The sequence below is a fragment of the uncultured Desulfovibrio sp. genome, assembly GCF_944324525.1.
Lineage (GTDB): Bacteria > Desulfobacterota > Desulfovibrionia > Desulfovibrionales > Desulfovibrionaceae > Desulfovibrio.
The window spans coordinates 117660-141331 of the sequence record NZ_CALUWS010000001.1; the positions used below are offsets into that span (position 1 = coordinate 117660).

The window sequence follows — 23672 nt, forward strand, 5'->3', positions numbered from 1 at the left end:
GCACGCCTCGCGCGTTGCCTTTTTAGAGCGGATTCGCATTGAAATTGTATTCAATTTCAATGCTGACGCTGCCCTCACACTACGGAAAAAGCGTGGTTTTTCCGTGTGTTCGCTTGCGGGTAGTCGCTCTCGCGACTACCAGAGCAATTCCACATTTGCAATGTGGAATTGCTCTATGACAAACGCTCTCAAAAAACAGGGGAGCCCGGACGATACGCGTTCCGGGCTCCCCTGTTCCTTTGCGTCATGACGGCGATCAATCCGCCTGCCGTGTGTCTTGCGCCGCGCCGGGGCGGGCATGCAGCCAGTGCCCGAGCATTTCCGCCGCGTCGATGGAGCGCGGGCCGGGCCGGGAAAAGAGTTCTTCCTTCACTTCAAGGATGCGACCCTCCCGCACGGCGCGCAGCTCCCGGTAATGCGGCCGTTCGGCCACGGGCTGCGGCGTGGGGTTCATGGGGCCGACCTGATAGATGTAGGCATCCGGATCGGCGGCTATGACGGCCTCCTCATTGAGACGGACCAGCTTGCGGGGGGAGTCCACCACATTGATGCCCCCGGCGGCATTGATGAGATCATTGACGATGTTTCCCTTGCCGGCCGCCAGCAGATTGGGGGAACCCGCCTCGAAGAAGACGCGCACCGCGGGCTCCGTGGCGTAGCTGTTGCGCAGGGCGGCCAGACGCCGACGCCACTGGCCGACCAGATTGGCGGCCTCCACCTCGCGGCCCACGAGGCGGCCGAGGGTCAGGGTGACCGCGTACAGATCTTCAAGGGAGTTGAGTTCAAAGGTCAGGACGGGGATCCCCAGTTCCCGCAGGTGCTCCGTCTGGCTCCCTGTTTCCCGGCGTCCCTTCATCTGCAGGATGACGTCCGGCTTCTGGGCCACGATGAGCTCGGCATTGGGCTGCATGTGGGTGCCGATGGCCGGGAGTCCGGCCAGTTCCGGCAGATGCTCGTCGGCGGCGGTGCGGGCCACGATGACATCCCGTGCATCCAGCGCCAGCAGGATCTCGTTGAAGGAGCCGTAAAGGGAGATGACCCGGCGTGCGGGGATGGGCAGGCCCTTCCCGTCCTGGGTGCTGAGGGTGATGCTGCTCTTGATGGGGACCGTCCCGGCAACGTCATCCGCGCGGGGCGTCCCCGGCAGACAGCAGACGGCCGTCAGCAGCCCCAGGCAAAGGATGGGGATCCGGCAGAGTCTCGCGATCCGCATGGTGCGGGCCGTGCGGGCAGGCGGGAAGCGCCTGCGGCAGGCCGTTGCGCGGATGGGCAAAAACGCAGAGGGAGAGATCGTAAAGGGCACCGAGATTTTCCTCCGTAAAAACCGTCTCCGGCGGGCCGTCAAAAAGCACGCGGCCCTGTTTGAGCCCCACAAGGCGGGTGGCGTACTGGGCGGCCAGGCTGCAGTCGTGCACGGCCATGACGATGGCCATGCCGGCCCGGCGGCGCTGCTCCAGCAGGTCGAAAAGTTCCACTACTCTGGCCCAGTCAAGGGCGGCCGCCAGTTCGTCCAGCAGCAGCAGGCGGCTTTCCTGCGCCAGCGCACGGGCCAGCATCACCCGCTGCACCTCGCCGCCGGAGAGCTCGCCCATGCGGCGTTGGGCCAGCTCCCGCGCGCCCGCGCTGGCCAGGGCCTGATCGGCCGCCTCGTAGTCATGGGCGGCGTAGACGCCCCACCAGCCAAGATGGGCATAGCGGCCCAGCAGCACCATGTCCCGGACGATCTGGGACGGGAAGAATTCCGCGCGCTGGGGCACCACGGCTATCCTGCGGGCGCGTTCGCGGGGAGAAAGGGCCGCGGGTTCCCTGCCCTCCAGGAGGACGCGTCCGGCATCCGGGGCAAGCTGCCCGGCCAGCACGCGCAGCAGCGTGGTCTTGCCGCTGCCGTTGTGCCCGAGCAGGGCCACGCTCTCGCCGGGGGCCACCGTCAGACTGACGTCGCGCAGCACTTCCCGGCCGGGATAGCCTGCGCGGATGTGTTCACAGCACAGCATCAGCGCCTCCGCAGCATGATTCCGAAGAACGGCCCGCCCAAAAGGGAGGTGACGACGCCCACCGGCAGCTCTCGTCCGCCGTCCAGGATGCCGCGCGCCAGCACATCCGCCCACAGCAGGAGGATCCCGCCGCCAAAAAACGCGCCGATCAGCAGGGGCGCATGGCGCACGCCCAGCCGCAGACGCAAGAGATGCGGCACCACAAGGCCCACAAAGCCTATAACGCCCGTCACGGCAACGCAACCCGCCGTCATGCAGCTTGCGCCGGCCAGCAGCCAGAAGCGGGCCCGTCCGACATGCAGGCCCACCTGCGCGGCCTGTTCGTCGCCCAGCGCCAGCACGTCCAGCGCCCGCCAGTGCAGCGCCACGGCCAGCAGCCCCGGGAGCAGCGTCAGCAGCAGCAGCGGCAGGGCCTGCCAGCCGCGCCCCTGCAGGCTGCCCATGATCCAGAAGACGATGCTGGTGACGGATTCCTCGTTGAGGGCCTTGATGAGGGCCACCAGCGCCCCCAGAAAGGCCGACATGGCGATGCCGGCCAGGATGACGGTCTCCCGCCGGAACCCGCCGTCTCCCCTGCCCAGCCAGAGCGTGCCGGCCAGCGCCAGCAGCGCGCCCAGGAGGGCGCACAGGGAAATGAGGCTCATGCCGTTGGCGCCCAGCCGGACGGTCAGGCCCAGCGAACCGCCCAGAGCGATGGCGATGCTCGCGCCGCAGGCCGCCCCGGAGGAGATGCCGAGGGTGAAGGGGTCGGCCAGCGGATTGCGCAGCACGCCCTGCAGGGCCACGCCGGCTACGGCCAGCGTGCCGCCGCACAGCAGGGCCAGCACGGCGCGGGAAAGCCGTATCTCGCTGATGACCGAGCGGGCCACGGGATCCACGGCGCTTTCCCCGAAACCGGCCATCCCGGCAAAGACGGACCAGATCTCGGGCAGCGTCAGCGAGACCGGCCCGCCGAGGCAGGACAACGGGACTGACGCCAGCCAGAACAGGACGATGCCGGCAAGCAGACCGGCGGGGGACAGGATGCGAGGACAGGACATGCGTATCCGCTCCGTGGAAAGTGGCGGGCCTCAGCCTTCCCGCCGCCAGATGAGGCTTGCCTGCCGCCCGGAGGCCGGGTGGTGGCGATGGGAGAAACAGAGCCGGGGATTGCTGGCCGTGCAGATGTCCACCCCGAAGATATGACGGGACAAGAGACCGGCCTCCATCAGCTGGTGACGGGTCAGGCCCCAGAGATCCACGGTCCGGCTCTCGGGCTGGAACCACGGCCGGAAGTCCGCTCCCCATTCCGTGTCGAAATGGATGAACTCCGCCCGGGCCGGGCCGAGACTCGGCCCGCGCACCGCCATGATGTCTCGCGGAGAAAGATGGTAACGCTCGCAGAAGCGCCGTACGGCCGACTGCGGGAAGCCGCAGCGGTTGCCCCGCCAGCCCACATGCAGGGCGGCGATGTGCCGTCCGTCCGCATGCGCCAGCAGGATGGGCTGACAGTCCGCCGTCTTGATGCACAGGGGCAGATCGGGCCTGTCGGTGGCCATGCCGTCCCCTTCCGCCACGGGCTGCGCATCCGCGGCGACAGGTTCGGGATCGAAAAGCAGGCCGTCGCCGTGCACCTGGCGCAATTCCGCCCAGCGTTCGATATGCAGCCGGGCGGCCAGTCCGCGCCGGGCGGCCAGCACGTTTTCCGCCGTATCGCTCCGCACGGCAAAGGAGATGTTGCCGCCGGAGGCGGGAAGCTCCGGCACGGGGTCCCGCCGCAGCTGGAAGGCGCAGCCGACCTGCGGCAGACCGGGAAAATGGAAGGCGATCACGTTCACAGACATAGCCACTCCCTGTCCGTACAGATATGGGTCATGCGCTCGTCCCACGGTTCGGCGGGCAGCGCATCCTGGAGCTGGCAGTGGAAGCACAGCCCCACAAAGGGGCGGGGGCCGGCGTCGCCGCCCTGTGCGCGCACGCCGGAAAGGAAGCGGTCATAATAGCCGCCGCCGAAGCCCAGCCGCCTGCCCTGCCGGTCAAAGGCCAGACCGGGCACGATGAAGATGTCCGGCCGGAAGGCCGCTCCCGCCGCGTCCGGCCCGAAGCCCGGCAGGCTGTCCAGCGGTTCCAGCAGCTGGAAGGGGCCGGGCCGCAGCTCGTCCCGTCCGCCTACCGCCACGAAGTCCATGAGACCATACTGCTGCCGGACGCGGGGCAGATAGAGCGTCTTCCCCGCCTGCCAGGCGGCATCCAGCAGAGGGGCCGTATCCAGCTCGTCCGGCAGGGAGACATAGAGGGCGACGCTGCGCGCCTGCCGCCAGAGAGGAGACGCCAGCAGGTGGGCGTGCGCCCGCGCCGCAAGCTCTTCGCCCCGCGTGGCGGCGACCTCCCGGCGCAGCCGCCGCAGCCGCGCGCGCAGGACTTTTTTTTGTTCCGGTAAAGAGGTGGCGGACATAGTGCTTTCCTTGTGGCGTAAAATATGGCACAGTCTTCGGCGTTGCAAGCCTAACAAAGGAAGTGTGACCATGCCAAGCCTCACCAAGCAGGATTATCTCTGGATCGCCGTAGGCGACATACACGACGATGCGGCGTGCTTTGCCCGTATCCCCGAACTGGCGCAGGCCGACGGGATCATCGTGACCGGCGATCTGACCATTACCGGCGGCGCCAAGCAGGCCGAGCTCGTGATGGATGTCCTGTGGCGGCACTGCCCCGTGGTGTGGGCGCAGATCGGCAATATGGACCGGCCCGAGGTGGATGCCTGGCTGAGCGAGAAGGGATGCAACCTGCATACCCGCGTACAGGAACTGACGCCGGATATCGCCCTGTTCGGGGTGGGCGGATCGACCTTCACCCCCTTCGGGACGCCCAGCGAGTTCCCGGAAGCCAGCTTCTCGGAATGGCTCAATGCCTGCTGGCAGCGGGCGCGCGTGTATCCGCACACCATCCTCGTGTCCCATAACCCGCCCAAGGATACGGCCTGCGACGTCATTCCCGGCGATGTGCATGTGGGCTCCACGGCGGTGCGCGAATTTCTGGAAGAAGCTCAGCCGGAGCTCTGCCTGTGCGGACACATCCATGAGGCGCGGGCCATCGACCGCGTGGGGCGTACGCTGGTGGTCAATCCCGGCGCGCTGGCTCAGGGCGGCTATGTGGTCGTGCGCAGCAACGACGGCCAGCTTTCCGCCGAACTCTGCCGCCTCGATCCGCAGGAAGACTAGGCGGCCGCGGGCCGCTCAAGGCCATCCCGCCGCGTTTGCGGTCGCCGCTTGGGGGTGGCGGCCGGCATCGCGTGCCGCAGGCATGTTGACGGTAAATTTCGGGACGCCGGGCCGTATGCTCTGCTCCCTCTTCCGCCGGAGATCTTTCGCGCGGATGATGCTATTTTGACAGACAGCCCTCTCGACGCTGGCGCGGGCCCCCGCCGGAACTTCCGGCGGCAAGGGCTTTTCGCAGCCGCGGACCGCCCGTGCGGCCTGTCCGCTTTCAGGGAGAGACTTTTCTCCGTCCGTACGATGGCTGCAAACTTTTTTTGACTGCGGTCCGCAGTCCATAAGGAATGGTATGACATCCCATCAGGAAAAGCCTGAAGGAAGCGAGACCCTCGCTGCCGATACATCTCCCACCTTTGTTCCCGCCGCGGCTCCCGCCGCCGACACCCCGGAAGTTCCTCCCTCGTCCGCGCGCCGTACGGCACGCAGCTCCCGCCGTTCCGGCGATGCCGCCGAAGCGGCTGCCACCCCGCGCAAGCGCCGCAGCCGCCGGGCCGCCGATGCGGCGGAAGATGCGGTAGCGGCGATGGCCCCCGGTCTGGAGGCGGAAGCCGCCGCATCCTCTCCCGATCCCCTGACCGATGCGCCCAAAAAGACGTCCCCGGCACGAAAGAGCCGCAAGACGGGCGCAGCCCGTGCCGCCGGAGATGCCGGAGCCGAGACCGCCTCTTCCGCTGAGCAGGCCGGCCCGGTCGAGACGGCCGGTGCGGAAGGCGACGCCGCGCCCGCGTCCAGGTCGCGTACCCGGGGACGCAAGCGGACGCTGGCCGCCACCTCTGCGGAGGGGGCTGTGCCGGAAGAGGGAAGCGTTCCTTCATCCGTTGCGGAAGCTGCGGAAAAGGAGGCTGCCCCCGCTGAAGAAGGCGCGGCGGCCACTCCCCGGCGTACGGCGCGCAGCGGACGCGGTAGGAAAAAGACGGCGGCGGAGGCGGACGGGCAGGCCGTCGAGGCCCGGGAACAGCGGACCACGGCTGACGCGCCTTCGTCCGAGGGCGAAGCGACCGACGATGGAGCCGCTCCCGCTTCCCGCAAGACGTCCTCTCGCGGCAGGAAGCGCGGCAGCGCGGCGGAAGCGGCAGCGCCGGCAGCCGCCCCGGAGGCTGTGCTTGCCCTGGAGCAGCAGGATATCCTCCCGCCCGCCGTGCAGGAAAAAAGCCGCGTCCCCGCCCTGCGGGAAGAGGCCCTGCCGGTCCCTGTCCCCGCCGGCGCGGACACGGAGACGGCGGGAACGGAGCCGGCGAAAGACGCCGGGGACGCCGCGGCTTCCGCCGGTACGGAAGAGGAAGGGACGCGCCGCAAGAGCCGCCGCGGACGGCGGGGCGGCCGGGGACGCAACCGCAAGAACCGTCAGGCTGGCGAGGCTGCGGAAACGCCCTCGCTGAGCGATATTTTTGCCGGGGAAGACGCGGCGGAAGACGCCCCCTCCCCTGCCGGCGAGGCGGAGGACGCCGAAGAAGGCGCGGAGATCGCCGAACCGGTCAAGAAGGGCGGCGTCCGCGCGGCGGCGGTCAAGGCCAGAGCGGCATCCTCCACGGGGCGGCAGCGCATGTTCATCAGCATCCTTCCCGGCGAGCAGGTGGAAGTCGCCCTGTCCGAGGAAGGCGTGCTGCTGGAATACTACCTTGACATGCTGCATCAGAAGAAGCTCAAGGGCAATATCTACAAGGGCGTCATCCACAATATCGACACCAACCTGCAGGCGGCTTTCGTCAGCTACGGCGCGGGCAAGAACGGCTTTTTGCAGATCGACGAGGTGCACCCCGAATACTGGCTGACCCATCATGAACCGGCCAAGGGCAAGAAGTACCCGCCCATCCAAAAGGTGCTCAAGGCCGGACAGGAAGTGCTCGTGCAGGTCGTCAAGGAGCCCAACGGCAGCAAGGGGGCCTTCCTCACCACCTGGCTGTCGCTGGCCGGACGCTTCCTCGTGCTGACGCCCGGTCAGGAACAGATCGGCGTCTCGCGCAAGGTGGACAATGACGAGGAACGGGCCCGGCTGCGCGAGATGATGAACGGCATCGACCCCGGCGAGGGGCTGGGCGTCATCGTCCGCACGGTGAGCGCGGGGGTCACCAAGACGATCCTGCGCAGCGACCTGCAATACCTCAAGCGCGTCTGGAAGGACATCCGCAAGAAGGCGACAGAAGTGACGGCCCCGGCCCTCATCCATGAGGAGCCCGGCCTGCCGGAACGGGCCGTGCGCGACTACCTGACCGACGACGTGTGCGAGATATGGGTGGATAACGAGGCGCTGGCCGACAGCATCCGCGATACGGTGAGCCAGCTCTTCCCGCGCAAGAAGGATCTGGTGCGCCTGCATTCGGACACGCGGCATACCCTGTGGGAGCGTTTCAACCTGCGCCGTCAGCTCGACCAGATCTATTCCCGCGAGGTGACCCTGCCCTCGGGCGGGCGGCTGGTCTTTGACCAGACGGAAGCCCTCATGGCCGTGGACATCAACTCCGGCAAGATCTCCGGCAAGGTCAACTTCGAGTCCATGGCCTTCAAGACCAATGTGGAAGCGGCGGAGACCATCGCCCGTCAGCTCAAGCTGCGCGACATCGGCGGACAGGTGGTCATCGACTTCATCGAGATGCGCGACCGCAAGCATATCCTGGAAGTGGAGAAGACCCTGCGCACGGCCATGAAGAATGATCGCGCCCGGCACGATGTGGGCCGCATGAGTTCTTTCGGGCTGCTGGAGCTGGTGCGGCAGCGCATGGGGTCCTCGGCGCTGGCCATCAGCATGGAGCCCTGCCCGCACTGCAACGGTACCGGCCAGCGGCGCAATCGCGAGTGGCAGGCCCTGCAGGCCCTGCGCGAACTGCGCAGCCTGCTGCGTTCCTGCCAGGAGGAGCGGCTGCGCTTTGAGACCACCGCCGAAGTGGGCATGTATCTGCTCAACCACAAGCGGGATACCCTGCGCGATATGGAAAACAGCTTCGGCAAGAGCATCGAGATATGCCTGCGTCCGTAACGCCTCCTGCCGCCAACAGCCTGCTTTTGCACGTCTGCTGCGGGCCCTGCTCCATCATGCCGGTGCAGCGCCTGCAGGAGGCGGGCTATGCGGTGACGGCCTGGTTCATGAATCCCAATATCCAGCCGTTGAGCGAGTACTTCCGGCGGCGTGAGGCCGCCGGGGAATGTGCCGAACGGCTGGGCATCCCCATCCTGTACGAGGATGCCCCGTGGGATATCGTGGCCTGGCTGCGGCAGGTGGCCGGGCGCGACCTGCCGCCGGAACGCTGTCGCTGGTGCTGCACCAGCCGGATGGAGGCGGCCTATGCCGCTGCCCGCGCGCTGGGCTATGCCCATTTTTCCAGCAGCCTGCTCTACTCCCGCTATCAGCCGCACGATGCCATCGCCGCGGCGGGCTTTCGGCTGAGCGGGCTGGATGTCCCGGCTGTCCTGCCCGAGGCGCTCCCCGCCTCCACGGCGGGAGCGGAGGCCGCACAGACGGCAGGGCCGCGCTTCGTCTATCAGGATTTCCGCACGGACTGGCAGGCGGGCATCGACATTTCCAAGGCCTGGGGCGTTTACCGGCAACCGTACTGCGGCTGCGTCTACAGCGAGGCGGAACGCTACCACAAGAAATGGCGGCGTCTGGTGACGGCCGGCGGGCAGGCCTGAAAAAAAGAAAATTTTTTTCTTGACCTCAGGCGAAAAGATGCGTACAAGCATCTTTGTCAGTTCGACATTCCCCGATAGCTCAATCGGCAGAGCGGGTGACTGTTAATCACTAGGTTGGCGGTTCAAGTCCGTCTCGGGGAGCCACGGAAGCAAAGCCTCTGCGCTGAACAGCGCAGGGGCTTTTTCCATTATGGGCGCTTTGTCCGCAAGACAAGGGAGCTGCGCCAGCACGAACGAACCGGAACGAACAGGGACGCCTCATCCCGCCTGCCGCCGATACCGGAAAAAGCATCGCCGTGGCATAGCGGGACAGGTACGCCCGATACTTCCCGCCGCCCTGCCCCGCGCAAACGACGCCGTTTCCACGGGCGGTGCGCTCACGCATCCTGCGGCAAAGAAAAAATATGTTTTTCCTTGACAGATGGGGCGGCATCACATAAAAGGGTCTTCGTCATTTCGACATTCCCCGATAGCTCAATCGGCAGAGCGGGTGACTGTTAATCACTAGGTTGGCGGTTCAAGTCCGTCTCGGGGAGCCACGGAAGCAAAGCCCCTGCGCTGTTCAGCGCAGGGGCTTTTCCTTTTGTGCGTTCCGCCGCCCGAAAAAGAGGCGGCGGCACGCAATGTGACAATTGGGTGACAAACTCCCCTCCTCTCCCTTCCCGCCTTGACAGAACAGACCTGCGGTCTATTATCTTCTTCCAGAATATCACTCCCGCAATCTTTCAGAGGTAAACCAATATGTCACTTTTTGATATCATCAAGGGCAAGGACTGGGGCGCTACCCTCGGTTCGCTGGCCGACAAGGCCAAGAGCGGCGCGAGCGATCTGACCAGGAATACGCCCGGCGGCATGGGCGGCCTGCTGGGGGCCGGTGCGCTGGGGGCCTTGCTGGGCTCCGTGCTTTCCAAGGACATGCTGCAGAACGCGGCGCTGGTGGGCGCCGGGGCAGTGGCCTGGAATTTCTACAAGAAATGGTCGGACAAGAAGGAGCAAGGCGCTGCGACCCAGCAGGCCGCCGCAAGCTTCGGGATGGCGCAGCCCGCCGCGGCCCCGGCGGGGCCTGTGGTGGGGGCCGGCGATCCCACGGCCATGCTGCTCCTGCGGGCCATGATCTTCGCCGCCCGCGCCGACGGGCACATCGACGCCACGGAACAGGAGCGCATCTCCAAGATGGTGGCCCAGATGTTCCCCGGACAGGATGCCGGCCAGCTCGTCAATGCCTTGCTGAACGAGCCCATCAATCCGGCCGTGCTGGCGGCGCAGGTCTGTTCCGCCGAACAGGGAGAAGACGTCTACCGTCTCTCCTGCCTCATCGTGGATATCGACCACTTCATGGAGCGCAGCTACCTTGACGGGCTTGCGCAGGCCCTGAACATCTTGCCGCAGCGAAAGGATGTGCTGGAGCTGGAAGCCGTCCAGGCCAAGCAGCAGCTGGCCGTCACCGCCTGAACCCCTGCTCTTTGAGCAGTATGCCGCCCTCCTTTTTCCCAAAGGAGGCCGTCATGATGAAAAAGCCGGAGTCCTGCTCCGGCTTTTTGCCGTTCCCTGTCTGACGTTCAGGCCGTGGGCGTGCGTTTTTTCGTCGTGCCTCCGGTCGGGGTATGTCCTGTCGCGTCCTGTTGCTGCTGCATCTCTTCGCAGCGGCGGCAAGTTTCCCCCTTGCGCAGCTGGGCCAGTATGCCGCAGTCGGCCGCCCGGCCGCCGGTGCAGGCATGCAGCAGCGAGGCAAGATGCTCGCGCAGATGCGTCAGCGCGGCGATCTGCGCATCCACATTGGCCAGATGCCGCTGCACCAGGGCCGTGATCCAGTCGCAGCTTTGCCGAGGCTGATCCTGAAAGGAGAGGAGTTCGCGGATCTCGTGGAGCGCCATGCCGTGCAGGCGGCACTGGCGGATGAAGCGCAGGCGCTCGACATCCGTTTCGTCATAAAGACGGTAATTGCCCGCCGTGCGCTCGGGCGAGCGGAGCAGCCCCTCCTTTTCGTAATAGCGGATGGTGACGACGCGACAACCGACATGACGGGCCAGTTCGCCGATCTTGTACGCCATTTTTTTCCTCCATGCAGCTGCGGCTTTCCCCTCTCCCGTCCTTTGTCTTCTTGTTATCCCCCAAAAAAAGAAAAAGGGCTTGACCCTCTACCAGCTCGAGGGAGTAGGCTTGACGTATCTCCTGCCGCTCAGCCGCTGTCCCCGCTGCGTGCGGGACGCCGGATGAACGGCGGGAGCCTCCCCTGTCGGCAAGTATGCCATGCAACAGGGGGATATGTCATCAACCCGGCCCCGCCGTACGTGGCGGAGGCCGTATCCTCTGGAGTATGTTATGGCTGAAGTCCTTTCCTCCTGCGCCTGCTGCCGGGATGCCGCCGCGGACGCGCCCCTTGCGGAAAAGGCGGCATCGCCCGCCGCTTGCCCGTCATCACCGGATGCGGGAGCCTCGCCTGCCCATGAACACTGCTGCTGCGGCGGCCATGATGCGGCGCTAGAAGCGCCTGATATGGCGGCCGTGGCAAGGCTGACGTCGGCTACCTGCGTCCTGTACCGCATCCTGAACATGGACTGCCCCACGGAAGAGGCGTTGATCAGGAAAAAGCTTTCTTCCCTGCCGGGGATCACGGGGCTGGAGTTCAACCTGATGCAGCGGGTGCTGACGGTGCATCATGCGCTGCCTTCCACGGAAAGCATCGAGCAGGCCCTGCGGGACATCGACATGGAGCCGCAGCGTCTTGAAGCGGGCATCCCGGCCCGGGGCGGGGAGGCTCTGCCCGCCGCCTCCATCCCCTGGAAGCGTCTTTTGCTGGCCGGGGGGTTGGCGGCCCTCTCCGAAGCCGCCGAACTGTTCGAGATGTGGCGCGCGCAGGCCGCGCTCTCGCCAACGCCCCTCTGGCCGGGGGGCTGGAGCCTGCCGGAGGCCGTCGCCCTGCTCTGCGCGCTGGCGGCCATCGCCGTATCCGGCCTCACCACCTACCGCAAGGGCTGGCTGGCCGTGCGCAACGGGAATCTGAACATCAATGCGCTCATGTCCGTGGCCGTGACCGGAGCCGTCTGCATCGGGCACTTCCCCGAAGCGGCCATGGTCATGGTGCTTTTCAACCTGTCCGAGGCGCTGGAAGCCCGGGCACTGGAGCGGGCGCGCAACGCCATAGGCGAACTGCTGGCCCTTGCGCCGGAGACCGCCCTCGTGCAGCAGGCGGACGGCACATGGCAGCGGATGGAGGCGCGCCACATCGCGCCGCACAGCCGCGTGCGCGTGGCTCCCGGGGAAAAGATCGCTCTGGACGGGCTGGTCGTGGAAGGCCATTCCGCCGTCGATCAGGCCCCCATCACCGGCGAGAGCCTGCCGGTGGAAAAGACGGCGGGCGATACGGTCTATGCCGGGACCATCAACACGTCCGGCTCCTTCATCATGGAAAGCACGGCCCCGGCCTCGGCGTCCACGCTGGCGCGCATCATCGACGCGGTGGAAAAGGCCCAGGCCACGCGCGCGCCCCTGCAACGGCTGGTGGACAGCTTTGCTCGCTACTACACGCCGGCCATCTTCCTGCTGGCCCTGCTGACGGCCTGCCTGCCGCCCCTTCTGGGACTGAGCGACTGGGCGGATGCCGTATACATGGCGCTGGTGCTGCTCGTCATCGGTTGCCCTTGCGCGCTGGTCATCTCCACGCCGGTCAGCATCGTCAGCGGACTTGCGGCGGCGAGCCGCCACGGCATACTGATCAAGGGCGGCGTCTTTCTGGAAAAGGGCCGTCAGTTGCGCCGGCTGGCGCTGGACAAGACGGGGACGCTGACCCACGGCCGGCCGCGACAGACGGACTTCCTGCCCTGCGGCTCCCTTGCGGAGGAAGCGTGCCGCCTGCTGGCCGCCAGTCTGGCCGCCCGTTCGGACCATCCCGTCTCGCGGGCCATCGTCACGGCCGCGGCCCTGCCGGAAAGCGCCCTTGCCCCTGTGGAGGACGTTGCCGCCGTGCCGGGACAGGGCATACGCGGCCGCATCGGCGGCCGTGAAGTGGCGCTGGGCAACAGGCGCATGCTGGCGGAGAGGAAGTTGCTCTCCCCCGCGCTGGAAGAACGGATCACGGCGCTGGAGACTGCGGGGAAGAGCGTGGTGGCCCTGCACGCTGACAGCGAGGTGCTGGCCCTCCTCGCCGTGGCGGATACGCTCCGCCCCGAAAGCGTCGAGGCCGTGCGGGAACTGCGGGAGCTGGGCATCAGCACCGTCATGCTGACCGGGGACAATCCGCATACGGCGGAAGCGGTCGGCCGTGCGGCGGGCGTGGATGCCGTCCATGCCCGGTTGCTGCCGGACGACAAGGAGCGCATCGTGCGGGAATTGGGCCGTGAGGGCCCTGTGGGCATGGTGGGTGACGGCATCAACGACGCGCCCGCGCTGGCCTGCGCGCATATCGGCTTCGGCATGGCGGCCGGAGGGACGGACACGGCCATCGAGACGGCGGACGTCGCCCTCATGGACGACGACTTGCGCAAGATCCCCCGTTTCATCCGGCTTTCCCGCGCCGTCTACCGTATCATCGTGCAGAACATCGTGCTGGCCGTGGGGGTCAAGGCGATCTTTCTTGTCCTGACCTTCAGCGGACAGGCCAGCATGTGGCTGGCTGTCTTTGCCGACGTGGGCACGTCGCTCATCGTGGTGGCCAACGGCCTGCGGGCCCGCCGCCTGTAGGGCGGCCATCCGGCGGACAGGCCGGGCATTGTCCATGATACATTGTCCATGACGCGGGGAAAGGGGATGCTTTCCCCGCGTTTTTTCGTGCCGCCGCGCTCAGCAAAACTCCCTGCCCTGCAGCATGGTGGAGACCAGCCAAAGCAGGCTCAGGACGACATGCGCCCGAAGGAGGATGTGCCCGGCAGGGCGACGCCAGAGGGCAAGGCCCACGCCCGCCAGAAACCAGACAGCCAGCGCAGCCGTGGAAAGGATATAGATCTCACGGGAAGAATACTGCCAGAAAGCGCTTGTGGCTACCGCTCCCCACAGCTGGGCATATAGCTCCGGCCGCGCGAGCACGTTCCAGAGCTCATGGGCGAACAGCACCGCCATGAAACCGCAGAACAGCAGCCAGAGCAGGCGCTTACCCGATATCCGTCCGCCGGGGAAGGGAAGAGACTTCAACGAGAACATGAACTTTTGCCTCCTTTGGCGGCGTGAAAAGGGGGGGAGAACAGGCCTGCGTCTGTTCCCCCCTCCTTCGATCACGAAATTTTATAAATTATTTCAAAAGAGAAGATGCGTTTGAGGGCTGGCTTGCCTCGTGCCCCTGACTCTCCCCTGGTAAAAGCGCGCTGGGGAAGGGATGGGGGGCTTGGGGGGCAGGGGAACCCCTCTCGCGCCGGCGGAGGGGTTCCCCTGCCCCCCAAATAAGCAGAAAATAGTGTTCGCGAGGCGGCGGCACAGCGCCGCCCGGCCCAAAGTGAGCGGAAAAACCGCGTTTTTCCGCGAAACGACAGGCCGTATGGTTTGGAACGCAAAGCGTTTCAAACGGAAAATGCTCTAGTTGAGCAGCGAGCTCAGGCCGAGCACCGTGCCTGCCGAGACGGCCACCTGCATGAGTACGGTGGAGACGTCCTTGACGGCCTGCATGTTCTTGGATTCCACCTTGGGCAGCACCAGGATCTGATCCCCGGGCCGGATGTCGTCCGTATCCCCGGAGACGGAACCGTTCTGGCGCATGACCAGCACATGGGCGCGGTCGGCACGGCTGTTGTAGCCGCCCGCTCCCTTGATGTAGTCGGCAAGGTCGTTGTCCTCGTTCCAGAGCATGGCCTGCGGGATCATGACTTCCCCGTTGACCAGCACCACGTCGCTCTTGGCGGGGATGACGATGATGTCGCCGTCCTCCAGCGTGAGATCCCCCACCTTGTCCCCCCGGCCCAGCACCACGATGCCTTCCGGCTCCACGGTCTTGGCCCGCTCCACGAACTTGGTGATCATCTCCGCTTCCTTGGCGCGGATCTGGGTCTCTTCGGAGCTGGAAGAGGACGCGGTAAGGGCGGTCTCCTCCAGACGGTGCAGGCTGTCGGCGAGTGCCTTTTTCTGCTGCTGCACCACGCTCTTGCGCTTGATGTGGATGGCGTCGATATTGGCCCGTCCGGGCTCCACGGCGATGAAGTTCAGCACTTCGGCCAGCCGCGCGCCACGGCGCACGGGAAAGCTGCGCGCCCCGCGCACCGCCCCCTGCACCTGCACGCTGATGGTGCTGCCGGGATTGTCGGCCATGAACGTCAGGCTGTCGCCGTCCTGCAGCGGCAGGGAGGCCAGTTCCCGCAGGGGCAGATAGGTATTGTAGGGCGCGCCGTTGCGTATGCCCTTGAGGGCGATGTGGCTGGCGGTATTGTCCGGCTCGGCGAGCGTGAGGAGGTCCTTGCCGCTGGTCTGCCCCGCGCGCAGCTCAAACAGGGCGCTGTTGCGCACCGCCCCGGCGACGCTGACGGACGGGCCCTTGTCCAGCACCACCAGCGTGTCGTTGTCCATGAAGCGTACGCCCGGCAACTGCCCGCGCTGGACGAAGGGATAGAGGTCGAATTCCTGCAGGGTGCGTCCGCCGCGGTTGAGCTGGATGCGGCGGTAGCTGCCGCGCTGCGGGTCGATGCCGCCGGCCTTGTCCAGGAAGCTCAGCACCGTGTCGTTGGGGATGCCGCTGTAACGGCCGGGCCGCACCACGTTGCCGGTGATGAAGACCGATACGGGCTGATTGTCCAGCGGGGCCACATAGATCTGGCTGTCCGCATGGCCCGAGGCGGCCAGCTTGCTGCGCAGGGCGTCCGTGAGATTGTCATAGGCCAGCCCCGCCACCAGCATGTCGCCGACTTCGGGGATGGCGACATGTCCATTGGCGTCCACGGTAAGCGTGGTGTCCACCGTGAGCGGGCCGCCCCAGAGGCGCAGGACGATGCGGTCGCCGGGCAGCACCTGACCGCTCTTGCTTTCCTTGCTGAAATTTCCCTGAAAGAGATTGGCCCCGTAAGGAGCCGGCGCATCCGCCGCCTGCGCGTCCTGCTGCCCGAAAAGCAGGCCCAGCAGCAGGAGCACCGTGTAAAGAAGAGGACGTTTCATGCGAGTTCCTTGCTCTGTTTAAGGGGACTGAGAAACTATTGCTCCCTCGTTGCTTCGGATGGGCGACGAGGGAGCGGAAGAAGGTTGTGCGGGGCGTTCCCCGAGATGACGAAGTTACAGGGACGAGGCCGGGCTTTCCGTGCCGCCGTCCTTGTCTGCCGCCGGAGCGTCGGAGGCCGCGGGGGCGGCGGCTTGCGCCGGCGTTTCCGCAGCCGTCGGACGGGCTGCAGGCTGGCCGGCGGCCGCCGTGGCGGGCGCAGCCTGCTTCGTCTGCGGGGCGGCGGTCTTTTCCGCGGAAGGCGGCGTCAGCCCCTGTCCCCAGACGCGGGGGGCCAGACGCCAGACGCCCTGCCCGTCCCGGCAGATGACGACCACTTCGGCCTCCTGCCGCTGGCTGCGCACGGTGGCGCGACGGCAGTTCTCGCCCGAAGCGGAGATGAAGTTGTCTTCAAGCAACACATGAACCTGCGGGCCGAACTGCGGATCGTCCACCGTGGTGCTGGCTCCCGGCGCGGCATTGATCAGAAAGGTCTCCACCGGGCCGGGCGGCGGCGGAGGCGGCGTGCTTTCTCCGCCGAAACAGCCCGCCAGCGGGACCGTCAGGGACAGGGCAAGCAAAAGTGCGGCATTTTTCATGAAGGGCTCCTTGCGGGTCTTTGCCCGCCTGATTCATCTTGCAAAGATTACCGTCGCTGTCAACGTGCGCGCTCCGTGCAATGTGCCGCGCGCGTCCGCCGGGCTTGCGCTTTGGCGTCAATGGGCTAAGATGTATCCTGCGCCGGGAGGGCGCGTTTTCGGAGGAAGCATGGCAAAACTGGATATGAAGATCATTGATGTGCGGGATGCCGTGGGGACGGTGCTCTGTCATGACATCACCCGCATCGTGCCCGGGGAAAGCAAGGGGCCCGTGTTCCGCAAGGGGCATGTGGTGCGCGAGGAGGATATCGCCACCCTGCTGGATGTGGGCAAGGAACACCTCTACGTCTATGCGCCCTGCCCCGGCATGGTGCATGAGAACGATGCCGCCGCCCGCATCGCCGCGGCGGTGTGCGGGCCGCATCTGCGCCTGAGCGAGCCCAAGGAGGGCCGCATCAACTTTTCGGCGGACTGCCGCGGCATCCTGGAAGTGGATGTGCCCACGCTGGCCGCCATCAACGGCATAGGCGAGATCACCCTGGCCACCCTGCACAGCATGCGCCTTGTGGAAGCCGGGCAGGATGTGGCCGGGACGCGCGTGGTGCCGCTCATGATCGAGGAGGACCGCCTGCGGCGTCTGGAAGAACTGGTGAGCGCGCCGGTGCTGCGGGTGCATCCGCTGGCCGCCGCCGCCGTGGGCATCGTGACCACGGGCAGCGAGATCTACAGCGGCCGCATCAAGGATGCCTTCGGGCCGGTGCTGCGCCAGAAGTTCGCGGATCTGGGCTGCACGGTGCTGGGGCAGACCCTGACCAGCGACGATGAGGCCATGACCTCGGCGGCCATCACGGATTTTGTGGCGCAGGGCGCGGACATGATCGTGGTCACGGGCGGCATGTCCGTGGACCCGGACGACAGGACGCCCGCCTCCATCCGGGCCACGGGGGCGCGGATCGTCACTTACGGCGCGCCCGTCTATCCCGGAGCCATGTTCCTGCTGGCCTTCCTGGAGGCGGCGGGCAGGCGCATACCGGTGCTGGGCCTGCCGGGCTGCGTCATGTACCACAAGGCCAGCATCTTTGAACTCATGGTGCCCCGCCTGCTGGCCGGGCTGGATATCCGCGCGGAAGACATCGCGGCACTGGGGCATGGCGGCTTCTGTTCCGGCTGTCCGCAGTGTCGCTATCCGGTGTGCCCGTTCGGCAAGTAGACGAAAACAGTCTTTCCGAATCCCGCAAGCGCCCGCATCACAAGATGCGGGCGCTTTGGCGTGCACGCACGGCAGATCTCGCCTTGCGTCCGGGCTGTTAGGGCCTGTTAACACTATTTACTGCCTATTTGGGGGGAAGGGAAACCCCTCGCTCTGCTGTCGATGCCCGTAAGGCTCCTTCGTCGCCTAACGGGCACGGCCCTGCGGGCCGCCTTTCGGTCGCCGCCGGCGCGGGAGCGGGTTTTCCTTCCCCCCAAGCCCCCCATCCCTTCCCCAGCGCGCTTTTATCAGGGGAGGATACCGAGGACGAGGCAGCCACCCCCCTGAGGGCAAGCGGAGTTTATATGAATGAATTGTCTTATCTATTGAAATAATATGTAAAATTTGTGTTAACATGCTCTATGCTTCGCGCCGCAGGAGGTAGACGGCGCGCTGCGGGCGGCTCAGCACGAAGCAGGTGGAGCGCACAAGACGGAAGTCGTGCTCCTCCGCCAGCTGCCGCACCTCGTCGGGATCGAGCCGCAGCGTGTACTCCGACGGGCGGCGTTGTTCTTCGGGCAGCTCCCTGTCCGCGGAATGCCACTGATTGCCCGGCACATGATCATAGTGGCGCGTCACCATGTCGCAGGCAAGATAGCCGCCCGGCTTGAGGGCCGGCCGGTAGCGCCGCAGGAAATCGCCAAGATCCGCGCCGGGGATGTGGTACAGCCAGTTCACGGAAAGGATGCCGTCCAGCTGCTGCGGCAGGCGTGACGGGTGCAGGGCGTCGTCATGCCAGACCTCGAGCGGCAGATGCAGGCTGCCCGCCAGCTGTACGCCCAGTTCCAGCGCCTCGGGCGAGATGTCCGAGCCGGACAGCTTTCGCAAGCCCTTCTGTCCCAGCCAGAGGAGATTGGCGGCACTGCCGCAGCCCGGTTCAAAAACGGCCGCGTCGCGTGGCAGGACGCCGTACAGCCAGCGGCAGGCCGTGCAGGCGTGGCGGCGCCATTGCCGCTTGCGGATGGCGTATTCATGCCAGTGCGGCGCTCTCGTCCTGATCATGAAGTCTTTCAGCATGGCGGGCGTGATGCCCTTCAGGGAATTGCCGAAAGGCAGACGATCCAGCACATAGGATATCAGCGGGATGAGCATGGAGTTTCCCTCCTCGTTTTTTCCTGGAGAAAAATATCCTATTTTGGGATATTGTGCAAGCTCAACTAGCCTCGTCGAAAAGATGAGGTGCACCATGTCCACAGGAGAAACTCGGGCGTATGAGGCGTTGACGGCGGTCCTCAAGCGTACACGCAAGCACTGCGGTCTTACCCAGATGGCGCTTGCCGCGCGCCTCGACAAGCCGCAATCATATGTATCGAAATATGAAAGCGGCGAACGCAGGCTTGATGTCATTGAATTTCTAACCATTGCGCAAAAGATGGAGGTCGATCCCGTGGCCATGCTCAGGGAAGCCGGCCTGCTTGAGTAGGCATTTCGCTTGCCGCGGTCCTCACCAGACAGAGGCGTCATTTTTGCTGTTTTTTGGAGAGGATATGAAATTTTTGTTACGTTCTTATGACACGATGGCGCTTTTTCAGGAAAAAGGGATGTCGCGTGTTCAATGTGGAGCGGAGATGTGAGGCTCCGCGTTGGCCTCATCCATGTGCAGGATGGGCGCTGTGCGGAACTGAGGGAAAGGGAGAAGGGAGGAGGAAGTCGGGATCAGGTTGAGGACGGGCAGGCCCTGCGCCGGTGGCGTTTGGCGTGGCAGGCCCGGGCCGGAAAAAGAAAGAGACAGGCGTGGACCTGTCTCTTTTCTTCAAGGTGTGGTTGGGGAGGCCGTTTTATTGCGCGTCGCTCTTCCTGCCGATGCAGAAGTAGGCGAAGCCGCGTTCGGCCATGGCCGAGGGCGAATAGAGGTTGCGGCCGTCAAAGAGCAGCGGAGCGGTCAGCAGGTTGCGGATGCGCTGGAAATCCGGGTTGCGGAACTGGTTCCACTCGGTGACGACCAGCAGGGCCTGCGCCCCGTCGCAGACGGCATACTGTTCGTCGCAGATCTCCACCAGCGGATTGTCGGCAAAGATGGTGCGCGCATTGTCCGCCGCCACCGGGTCAAAGGCGCGGATGCGCATGCCCTCCGCCGTCAGCGCGGAGATGATGCTGATGGCGGCGGCTTCCCGCATGTCGTCGGTATTGGCCTTGAAGGCCAGTCCCCAGACGGCCAGCGTCTTGCCCTTCACGCCGCCCTGCGGCGCGAAATATTCCTTGATGCGTTCGGCCATGTGGCGCTTCTGCCGGGCATTGACGGCCTCGACGGCATGCAGCAGCGTCGGGGTGACGCCGGCATGCTCGGCCGTATGGATGAGGGCCTTGACGTCCTTGGGGAAGCAGGAACCGCCGTAGCCCACGCCCGGATAGATGAACTGATAGCCGATGCGCGAGTCCGAACCGATGCCCGTGCGCACGTCGCGCACGTCGGCCCCCACCCGCTCGCAGATGGTGGCGATCTCGTTGATGAAGGAGATCTTGGTGGCCAGCATGCAGTTGGCGGCATACTTGGTCATTTCCGCGCTGCGGATGCCCATGACGATGAGCTTGTCCCGCGTGCGGGCAAAGGGAGCATAAAGCTCGCGCATCAGATCCGCGGCCTTTTCGGACTCCGTGCCCAGCACCACGCGGTCAGGCTTCATAAAATCGTTGATGGCGTCCCCTTCCTTGAGGAATTCGGGATTGGACACCACCTCGAAGGGGATGCTGACGCCGCGCCGCTCAAGCGCCTCGCCGATGAGCGTCCGCACGCGGTCGGCCGTGCCCACGGGCACGGTGGACTTGTCCACCACCACGAGCTCATGCCGCATATGGTTGCCGATGGCCGTGGCGACCTGTTCCACATAGTGCAGATCGCAGGAACCGTCTTCGCCGGGAGGCGTGCCCACGCAGATGAAGGCGCATTCGGCTTCGGCAAGGCCTTCTTCAAGGCTGGTGGTGAAGGTCAGGCGCCCGTCCGCACGGCTGCGCTGCACCATATCCTCAAGCCCCGGCTCGAAGATGTGCACCTTGCCCGCATTGAGTTTGTCCACCACGGCGGGATTGACGTCCACACAAACGACGGTATTGCCCATTTCGGCGAAACAGGCGGCGCTGACAAGGCCCACATAGCCTGTTCCCACGATGCAAAGTCTCATTCTTGCTCCTGTGTGGCGTCAACGGCCGGGCCGCTTGACGCCGGTAAAGGGATACGTTCAAATGCGCAGGGTATTCTACGTTTTTTTGTCGGAATGGGCAACGTGCGCGCGATGCGCCGGACGCCCCGGGCGGGAGAAAGGGCATGATGGTAGGCATGGGGACGGATATCGTGGAGGTGGACCGCGTCGCTGCCGGGCTGGAGCGTTTCGGTCCGCGCTACGCCGCCAGGATCCTCAGCCCCGCGGAACTTGCCCTGCTCGCTCCCGAGGGCGGCCTGCCGTCCGCCGTCCGGCTCGCCGGGCGCTTCGCCGCCAAGGAGGCCGCGGTCAAGGCGCTGGGCACAGGCTTCAGCGCGGGCATCGGCCTGCATGATGTGGAGATCCTCGCCGATGCCGGCGGCAGGCCGCGCCTCTCCTTTGCTGGGCAGGCCCTCGTGCGCCAGCGGCAGCTTGGAGCGCGGAGCCTGCACGTTTCCATCAGCCATGAACGGCATTACGCCGTGGCGGTCGTCATTCTGGAGAAGTAAGTATGGTCATGTCCACCCTGCCTCCCCTGCCGCTGCCGGAAGAGATGCGGCAATGGGACGAAGCGTCCTTTGCGCTGGGCCTGCCGGAAGTCATGCTCATGGAAAACGCCTCGCGCGCGGCCCTGCGTGCGCTGGAGATCTGCGGCGTGCCGCCGGCGGGCCGCCGGATCTGGCTGTTCATGGGCGGCGGCAACAACGGCGGCGATGCCGCCGCGCTGGCGCGGCATCTGCTGGATGCGGGCGGCCTGCCCACCGTCTGGCATACGCGGCCCCTGGGGCAGTACCGGGGCGCCTGCGGCCAGCATGTGCGCATGGCGCGCCGTTGCGGCGTCGCCTTCCTGCCCGTGGGGCGCTGCCTTGCCGGGGAGGCCCGCAAAGGGCCGGAACTGCCGCATATCGTGGTGGACGGCCTGCTCGGCACCGGCTTCCACGGGGAACTGCGGCCGGACATGCTCGCTCTCGTCCGGCACATCAACGCCCTGCGGCGCGAAGCCTTCGTGCTGGCGCTCGATGTGCCCTCCGGTCTGGATGCGGCGAGCGGACGCCCGCAGCCGGAAGCCGTGCGCGCCCACGCCACGGTAACGTTTGAAGCCGCCAAATACGGCCTGGTCCTGCCGGAAAGCGCCCCCTTCACGGGACGCCTGCTCACCCTGCCCATCGGCATCCCGCTGGCGGTGCGCCGCACGGCGCCCTGCTCCGCCCGTCTGCTCAGCGCGGACGTCCTGGGGCATTTGCCGCCCTTCCGGCCGCAGGGGTACAAGAACTCTTACGGCCATGTGCTGGTGGTGGGCGGCGCGGAGGACCTGTCCGGCGCGGCCCATCTTGCCGCGCGGGCCGCTCTGCGGGCCGGGGCCGGGCTGGCGGGCGCGCTCGTGCCCTGCGGCAACGGCCTTGCCGTCCGCAACGGGCTGGCGGAGATCATGGTGCGGGAGATGCCGGGAAGTTCGCCGGGGCTGTGGCCGTCGCTGCCGTCGGGCAATCTGCGGCTGCTGCTGGAGGAGAGCGTGGGCAGGGTGCAGGCGCTGGTCATCGGGCCGGGCATGGGCCGTGGCGAGGCGGCGCAGGCTTTGCTGCGCGCCCTGCTATCCTGCGCGGAACGGCCCTGCGCCGTGCTGGATGCGGATGCGCTGGTGCTGCTCTCCCGCGAGCCTGAACTTTTGCGCGGCCTGCGGGAGCAGGATGTGCTCACGCCGCATCCGGGCGAGGCGGCGGCCCTGCTGGGCACGACGGCCGCGCAGGTGCAGGCGGACCGCCGGCAGGCCCTGCGGGCCCTCTGCGCCCTGACGCCGGCTTGTGTGGTGCTCAAGGGCGCGGGGACCCTGATCGGGCAGCAGCGGGCGCAGCGTTTGCGGCCTGTCTGCGTGAGTCCGTGGGATGTGCCCGCGCTGGCCGTGGGGGGCAGCGGCGACGTGCTGGCGGGCTGCATGGGCGCGCTGCTGGCCCGGCGGGCGGCGCATCCCGCCGCGACGGCGGAAGGCGGCTGCCCCGTGGATGCGCTGACGCTTGCCGCCGTGGGCGTGAGCTGGCATGCGCTGGCCGGCCGCGCCGTGGCCGAGCGGTACCCGACGCGCGGCAATCTGGCGCATGAACTGGCCGACGTCCTGCCGTCCGTGCATGCGGCGCACGGCGGACGCCGGGCCGCCACAGGAGACGGCAGATGCTGAAGGAATGCTCTTTCGTACTGGCTTCCCTCGAGGATACCCGGCGGCTGGGCCGCCTGCTGGCGGCGGCGCTGCGGGAGGATGGCGCCGTGCGGCTCTGCCTGCTGCACGGCGATCTGGGCAGCGGCAAGACCACGCTCACGCGTGCCGTGGTGGAGGCCCTGCCCGGCGGCGACAGGGCGGAGATCTCCAGTCCGACCTTCACCCTGTGCAACAGTTATCCCACCTCGCCGCCCGTCCTGCATGCCGATCTGTACCGCTGCCCTGCCGGCGCGCCCGACGAGTTGTGGGATGCGCTGGACGACGGCGCAAGCCTCTGCCTCGTGGAATGGGGGGAAGCCCTGCCGGTGGCGGATCTGCCCAAGGAATATCTGGACATCTGCCTGAACTCATGCGAAGACAAACGCCTTGTGACGCTGCGGGCCAGGGGTCCGGCCGCACAGCGTCTGGTTGAACGGCTGCAAGAGGGATGGCCCAGCCTGCAAGGGGTCGATCCTGTTGCCCTGTGATTCACTTGTTGCAGTCAGGTGGCGTGAG

General features: G+C 66.4%; 21 protein-coding genes and 2 tRNA genes. 12 read left to right on the top strand and 11 right to left on the bottom strand.

Annotated elements, in window-relative coordinates:
- Positions 1 to 256: 256 nt before the first annotated feature.
- The 5 genes from Q0K12_RS00505 to Q0K12_RS00525 are packed head-to-tail and all read right to left on the bottom strand — an operon-like array spanning position 257 to position 4428.
- Complete coding sequence (locus Q0K12_RS00505; RefSeq protein WP_297259426.1) at positions 257 to 1213, bottom strand: helical backbone metal receptor; 957 nt, start codon at positions 1211 to 1213, stop codon at positions 257 to 259.
- Complete coding sequence (locus tag Q0K12_RS00510; RefSeq protein WP_297259428.1) at positions 1122 to 1994, bottom strand: ABC transporter ATP-binding protein; 873 nt, start codon at positions 1992 to 1994, stop codon at positions 1122 to 1124. The genes Q0K12_RS00505 and Q0K12_RS00510 overlap by 92 nt, the downstream gene beginning before the upstream one ends.
- Positions 1994 to 3034 (bottom strand): iron ABC transporter permease, encoded by a 1041-nt coding sequence (locus Q0K12_RS00515; protein ID WP_297259429.1) that lies wholly within the window; start codon positions 3032 to 3034, stop codon positions 1994 to 1996. Before Q0K12_RS00515 ends, Q0K12_RS00510 begins: the two co-directional genes overlap by 1 nt.
- Before the next feature lie 30 nt (positions 3035 to 3064).
- Complete coding sequence (locus Q0K12_RS00520; protein ID WP_297259431.1) at positions 3065 to 3817, bottom strand: polyphenol oxidase family protein; 753 nt, start codon at positions 3815 to 3817, stop codon at positions 3065 to 3067.
- A complete protein-coding gene (locus tag Q0K12_RS00525; protein WP_297259433.1) occupies positions 3808 to 4428 on the bottom strand; it encodes a 5-formyltetrahydrofolate cyclo-ligase in 621 nt (206 codons plus the stop codon). Before Q0K12_RS00525 ends, Q0K12_RS00520 begins: the two co-directional genes overlap by 10 nt.
- A gap of 70 nt (positions 4429 to 4498) precedes the next feature.
- Here Q0K12_RS00525 and Q0K12_RS00530 point away from each other — a divergent pair, with 70 nt between their 5' ends.
- The 6 genes from Q0K12_RS00530 (at position 4499) to Q0K12_RS00555 (ending at position 10327) form a co-directional block, all read left to right on the top strand.
- A complete protein-coding gene (locus Q0K12_RS00530) occupies positions 4499 to 5194 on the top strand; it encodes a metallophosphoesterase (protein WP_297259436.1) in 696 nt (231 codons plus the stop codon).
- Positions 5195 to 5537: 343 nt separating this feature from the next.
- Complete coding sequence (locus Q0K12_RS00535) at positions 5538 to 8222, top strand: Rne/Rng family ribonuclease (RefSeq protein ID WP_297259437.1); 2685 nt, start codon at positions 5538 to 5540, stop codon at positions 8220 to 8222.
- Positions 8207 to 8875: an epoxyqueuosine reductase QueH gene (locus tag Q0K12_RS00540; protein ID WP_297259439.1), complete on the top strand. Its 669-nt coding sequence runs from the start codon at positions 8207 to 8209 to the stop codon at positions 8873 to 8875. Before Q0K12_RS00535 ends, Q0K12_RS00540 begins: the two co-directional genes overlap by 16 nt.
- A gap of 68 nt (positions 8876 to 8943) precedes the next feature.
- Positions 8944 to 9019: transfer RNA gene (locus Q0K12_RS00545), tRNA-Asn, on the top strand.
- Between the two features lie 319 nt (positions 9020 to 9338).
- A tRNA-Asn gene (locus Q0K12_RS00550) sits at positions 9339 to 9414 on the top strand.
- A gap of 202 nt (positions 9415 to 9616) precedes the next feature.
- Positions 9617 to 10327, top strand: coding sequence for a DUF533 domain-containing protein (locus tag Q0K12_RS00555; protein WP_297259441.1), 711 nt, complete (start codon positions 9617 to 9619; stop codon positions 10325 to 10327).
- Positions 10328 to 10434: 107 nt separating this feature from the next.
- Here Q0K12_RS00555 and Q0K12_RS00560 read toward each other — a convergent pair whose 3' ends face one another.
- Complete coding sequence (locus Q0K12_RS00560) at positions 10435 to 10926, bottom strand: Cd(II)/Pb(II)-responsive transcriptional regulator (protein ID WP_297259442.1); 492 nt, start codon at positions 10924 to 10926, stop codon at positions 10435 to 10437.
- A gap of 445 nt (positions 10927 to 11371) precedes the next feature.
- Here Q0K12_RS00560 and Q0K12_RS00565 point away from each other — a divergent pair, with 445 nt between their 5' ends.
- On the top strand, positions 11372 to 13555 hold the full coding sequence (locus tag Q0K12_RS00565; protein ID WP_363315606.1) for a heavy metal translocating P-type ATPase: 2184 nt from the start codon (positions 11372 to 11374) through the stop codon (positions 13553 to 13555).
- Between the two features lie 99 nt (positions 13556 to 13654).
- On the opposite strand, the gene Q0K12_RS00570 is transcribed toward Q0K12_RS00565, so the two are convergent.
- The 3 genes from Q0K12_RS00570 to Q0K12_RS00580 all read right to left on the bottom strand — a co-directional run bounded on the left by Q0K12_RS00570 (position 13655) and on the right by Q0K12_RS00580 (position 16579).
- Positions 13655 to 14011: a hypothetical protein gene (locus Q0K12_RS00570; RefSeq protein ID WP_297259445.1), complete on the bottom strand. Its 357-nt coding sequence runs from the start codon at positions 14009 to 14011 to the stop codon at positions 13655 to 13657.
- A 369-nt stretch (positions 14012 to 14380) separates the two neighbouring features.
- Entirely contained in the window at positions 14381 to 15943 is a 1563-nt protein-coding gene (locus Q0K12_RS00575) for an SLBB domain-containing protein (protein ID WP_297259447.1), read from the bottom strand.
- 114 nt (positions 15944 to 16057) lie between these two features.
- Complete coding sequence (locus Q0K12_RS00580) at positions 16058 to 16579, bottom strand: DVU3141 family protein (protein ID WP_297259448.1); 522 nt, start codon at positions 16577 to 16579, stop codon at positions 16058 to 16060.
- A 184-nt stretch (positions 16580 to 16763) separates the two neighbouring features.
- On the opposite strand from Q0K12_RS00580, the gene Q0K12_RS00585 reads away from it, so the two are divergent.
- On the top strand, positions 16764 to 17789 hold the full coding sequence (locus Q0K12_RS00585; protein WP_363315607.1) for a molybdopterin-binding protein: 1026 nt from the start codon (positions 16764 to 16766) through the stop codon (positions 17787 to 17789).
- 399 nt (positions 17790 to 18188) lie between these two features.
- Here Q0K12_RS00585 and Q0K12_RS00590 read toward each other — a convergent pair whose 3' ends face one another.
- Positions 18189 to 18920 (bottom strand): class I SAM-dependent methyltransferase, encoded by a 732-nt coding sequence (locus Q0K12_RS00590; protein ID WP_297259452.1) that lies wholly within the window; start codon positions 18918 to 18920, stop codon positions 18189 to 18191.
- Between Q0K12_RS00590 and Q0K12_RS00595 the strand changes: the two genes are divergently transcribed.
- Positions 18913 to 19251, top strand: coding sequence for a helix-turn-helix transcriptional regulator (locus tag Q0K12_RS00595; protein WP_297259453.1), 339 nt, complete (start codon positions 18913 to 18915; stop codon positions 19249 to 19251). The two genes, Q0K12_RS00590 and Q0K12_RS00595, sit on opposite strands and share 8 nt — an antisense overlap.
- 355 nt (positions 19252 to 19606) lie before the next feature.
- Here the strand turns inward: Q0K12_RS00595 and Q0K12_RS00600 are convergent, their stop codons facing one another.
- A complete protein-coding gene (locus tag Q0K12_RS00600) occupies positions 19607 to 20947 on the bottom strand; it encodes a UDP-glucose/GDP-mannose dehydrogenase family protein (RefSeq protein ID WP_297259454.1) in 1341 nt (446 codons plus the stop codon).
- A gap of 143 nt (positions 20948 to 21090) precedes the next feature.
- On the opposite strand from Q0K12_RS00600, the gene acpS reads away from it, so the two are divergent.
- The 3 genes from acpS to tsaE are packed head-to-tail and all read left to right on the top strand — an operon-like array spanning position 21091 to position 23644.
- A complete protein-coding gene (gene acpS, locus Q0K12_RS00605) occupies positions 21091 to 21474 on the top strand; it encodes a holo-ACP synthase (protein WP_297259456.1) in 384 nt (127 codons plus the stop codon).
- A 2-nt stretch (positions 21475 to 21476) separates the two neighbouring features.
- Entirely contained in the window at positions 21477 to 23138 is a 1662-nt protein-coding gene (locus Q0K12_RS00610; protein ID WP_297259458.1) for an NAD(P)H-hydrate dehydratase, read from the top strand.
- Positions 23132 to 23644, top strand: coding sequence for a tRNA (adenosine(37)-N6)-threonylcarbamoyltransferase complex ATPase subunit type 1 TsaE (gene tsaE / locus Q0K12_RS00615; RefSeq protein ID WP_297259460.1), 513 nt, complete (start codon positions 23132 to 23134; stop codon positions 23642 to 23644). The genes Q0K12_RS00610 and tsaE overlap by 7 nt, the downstream gene beginning before the upstream one ends.
- Positions 23645 to 23672 lie beyond the last annotated feature (28 nt).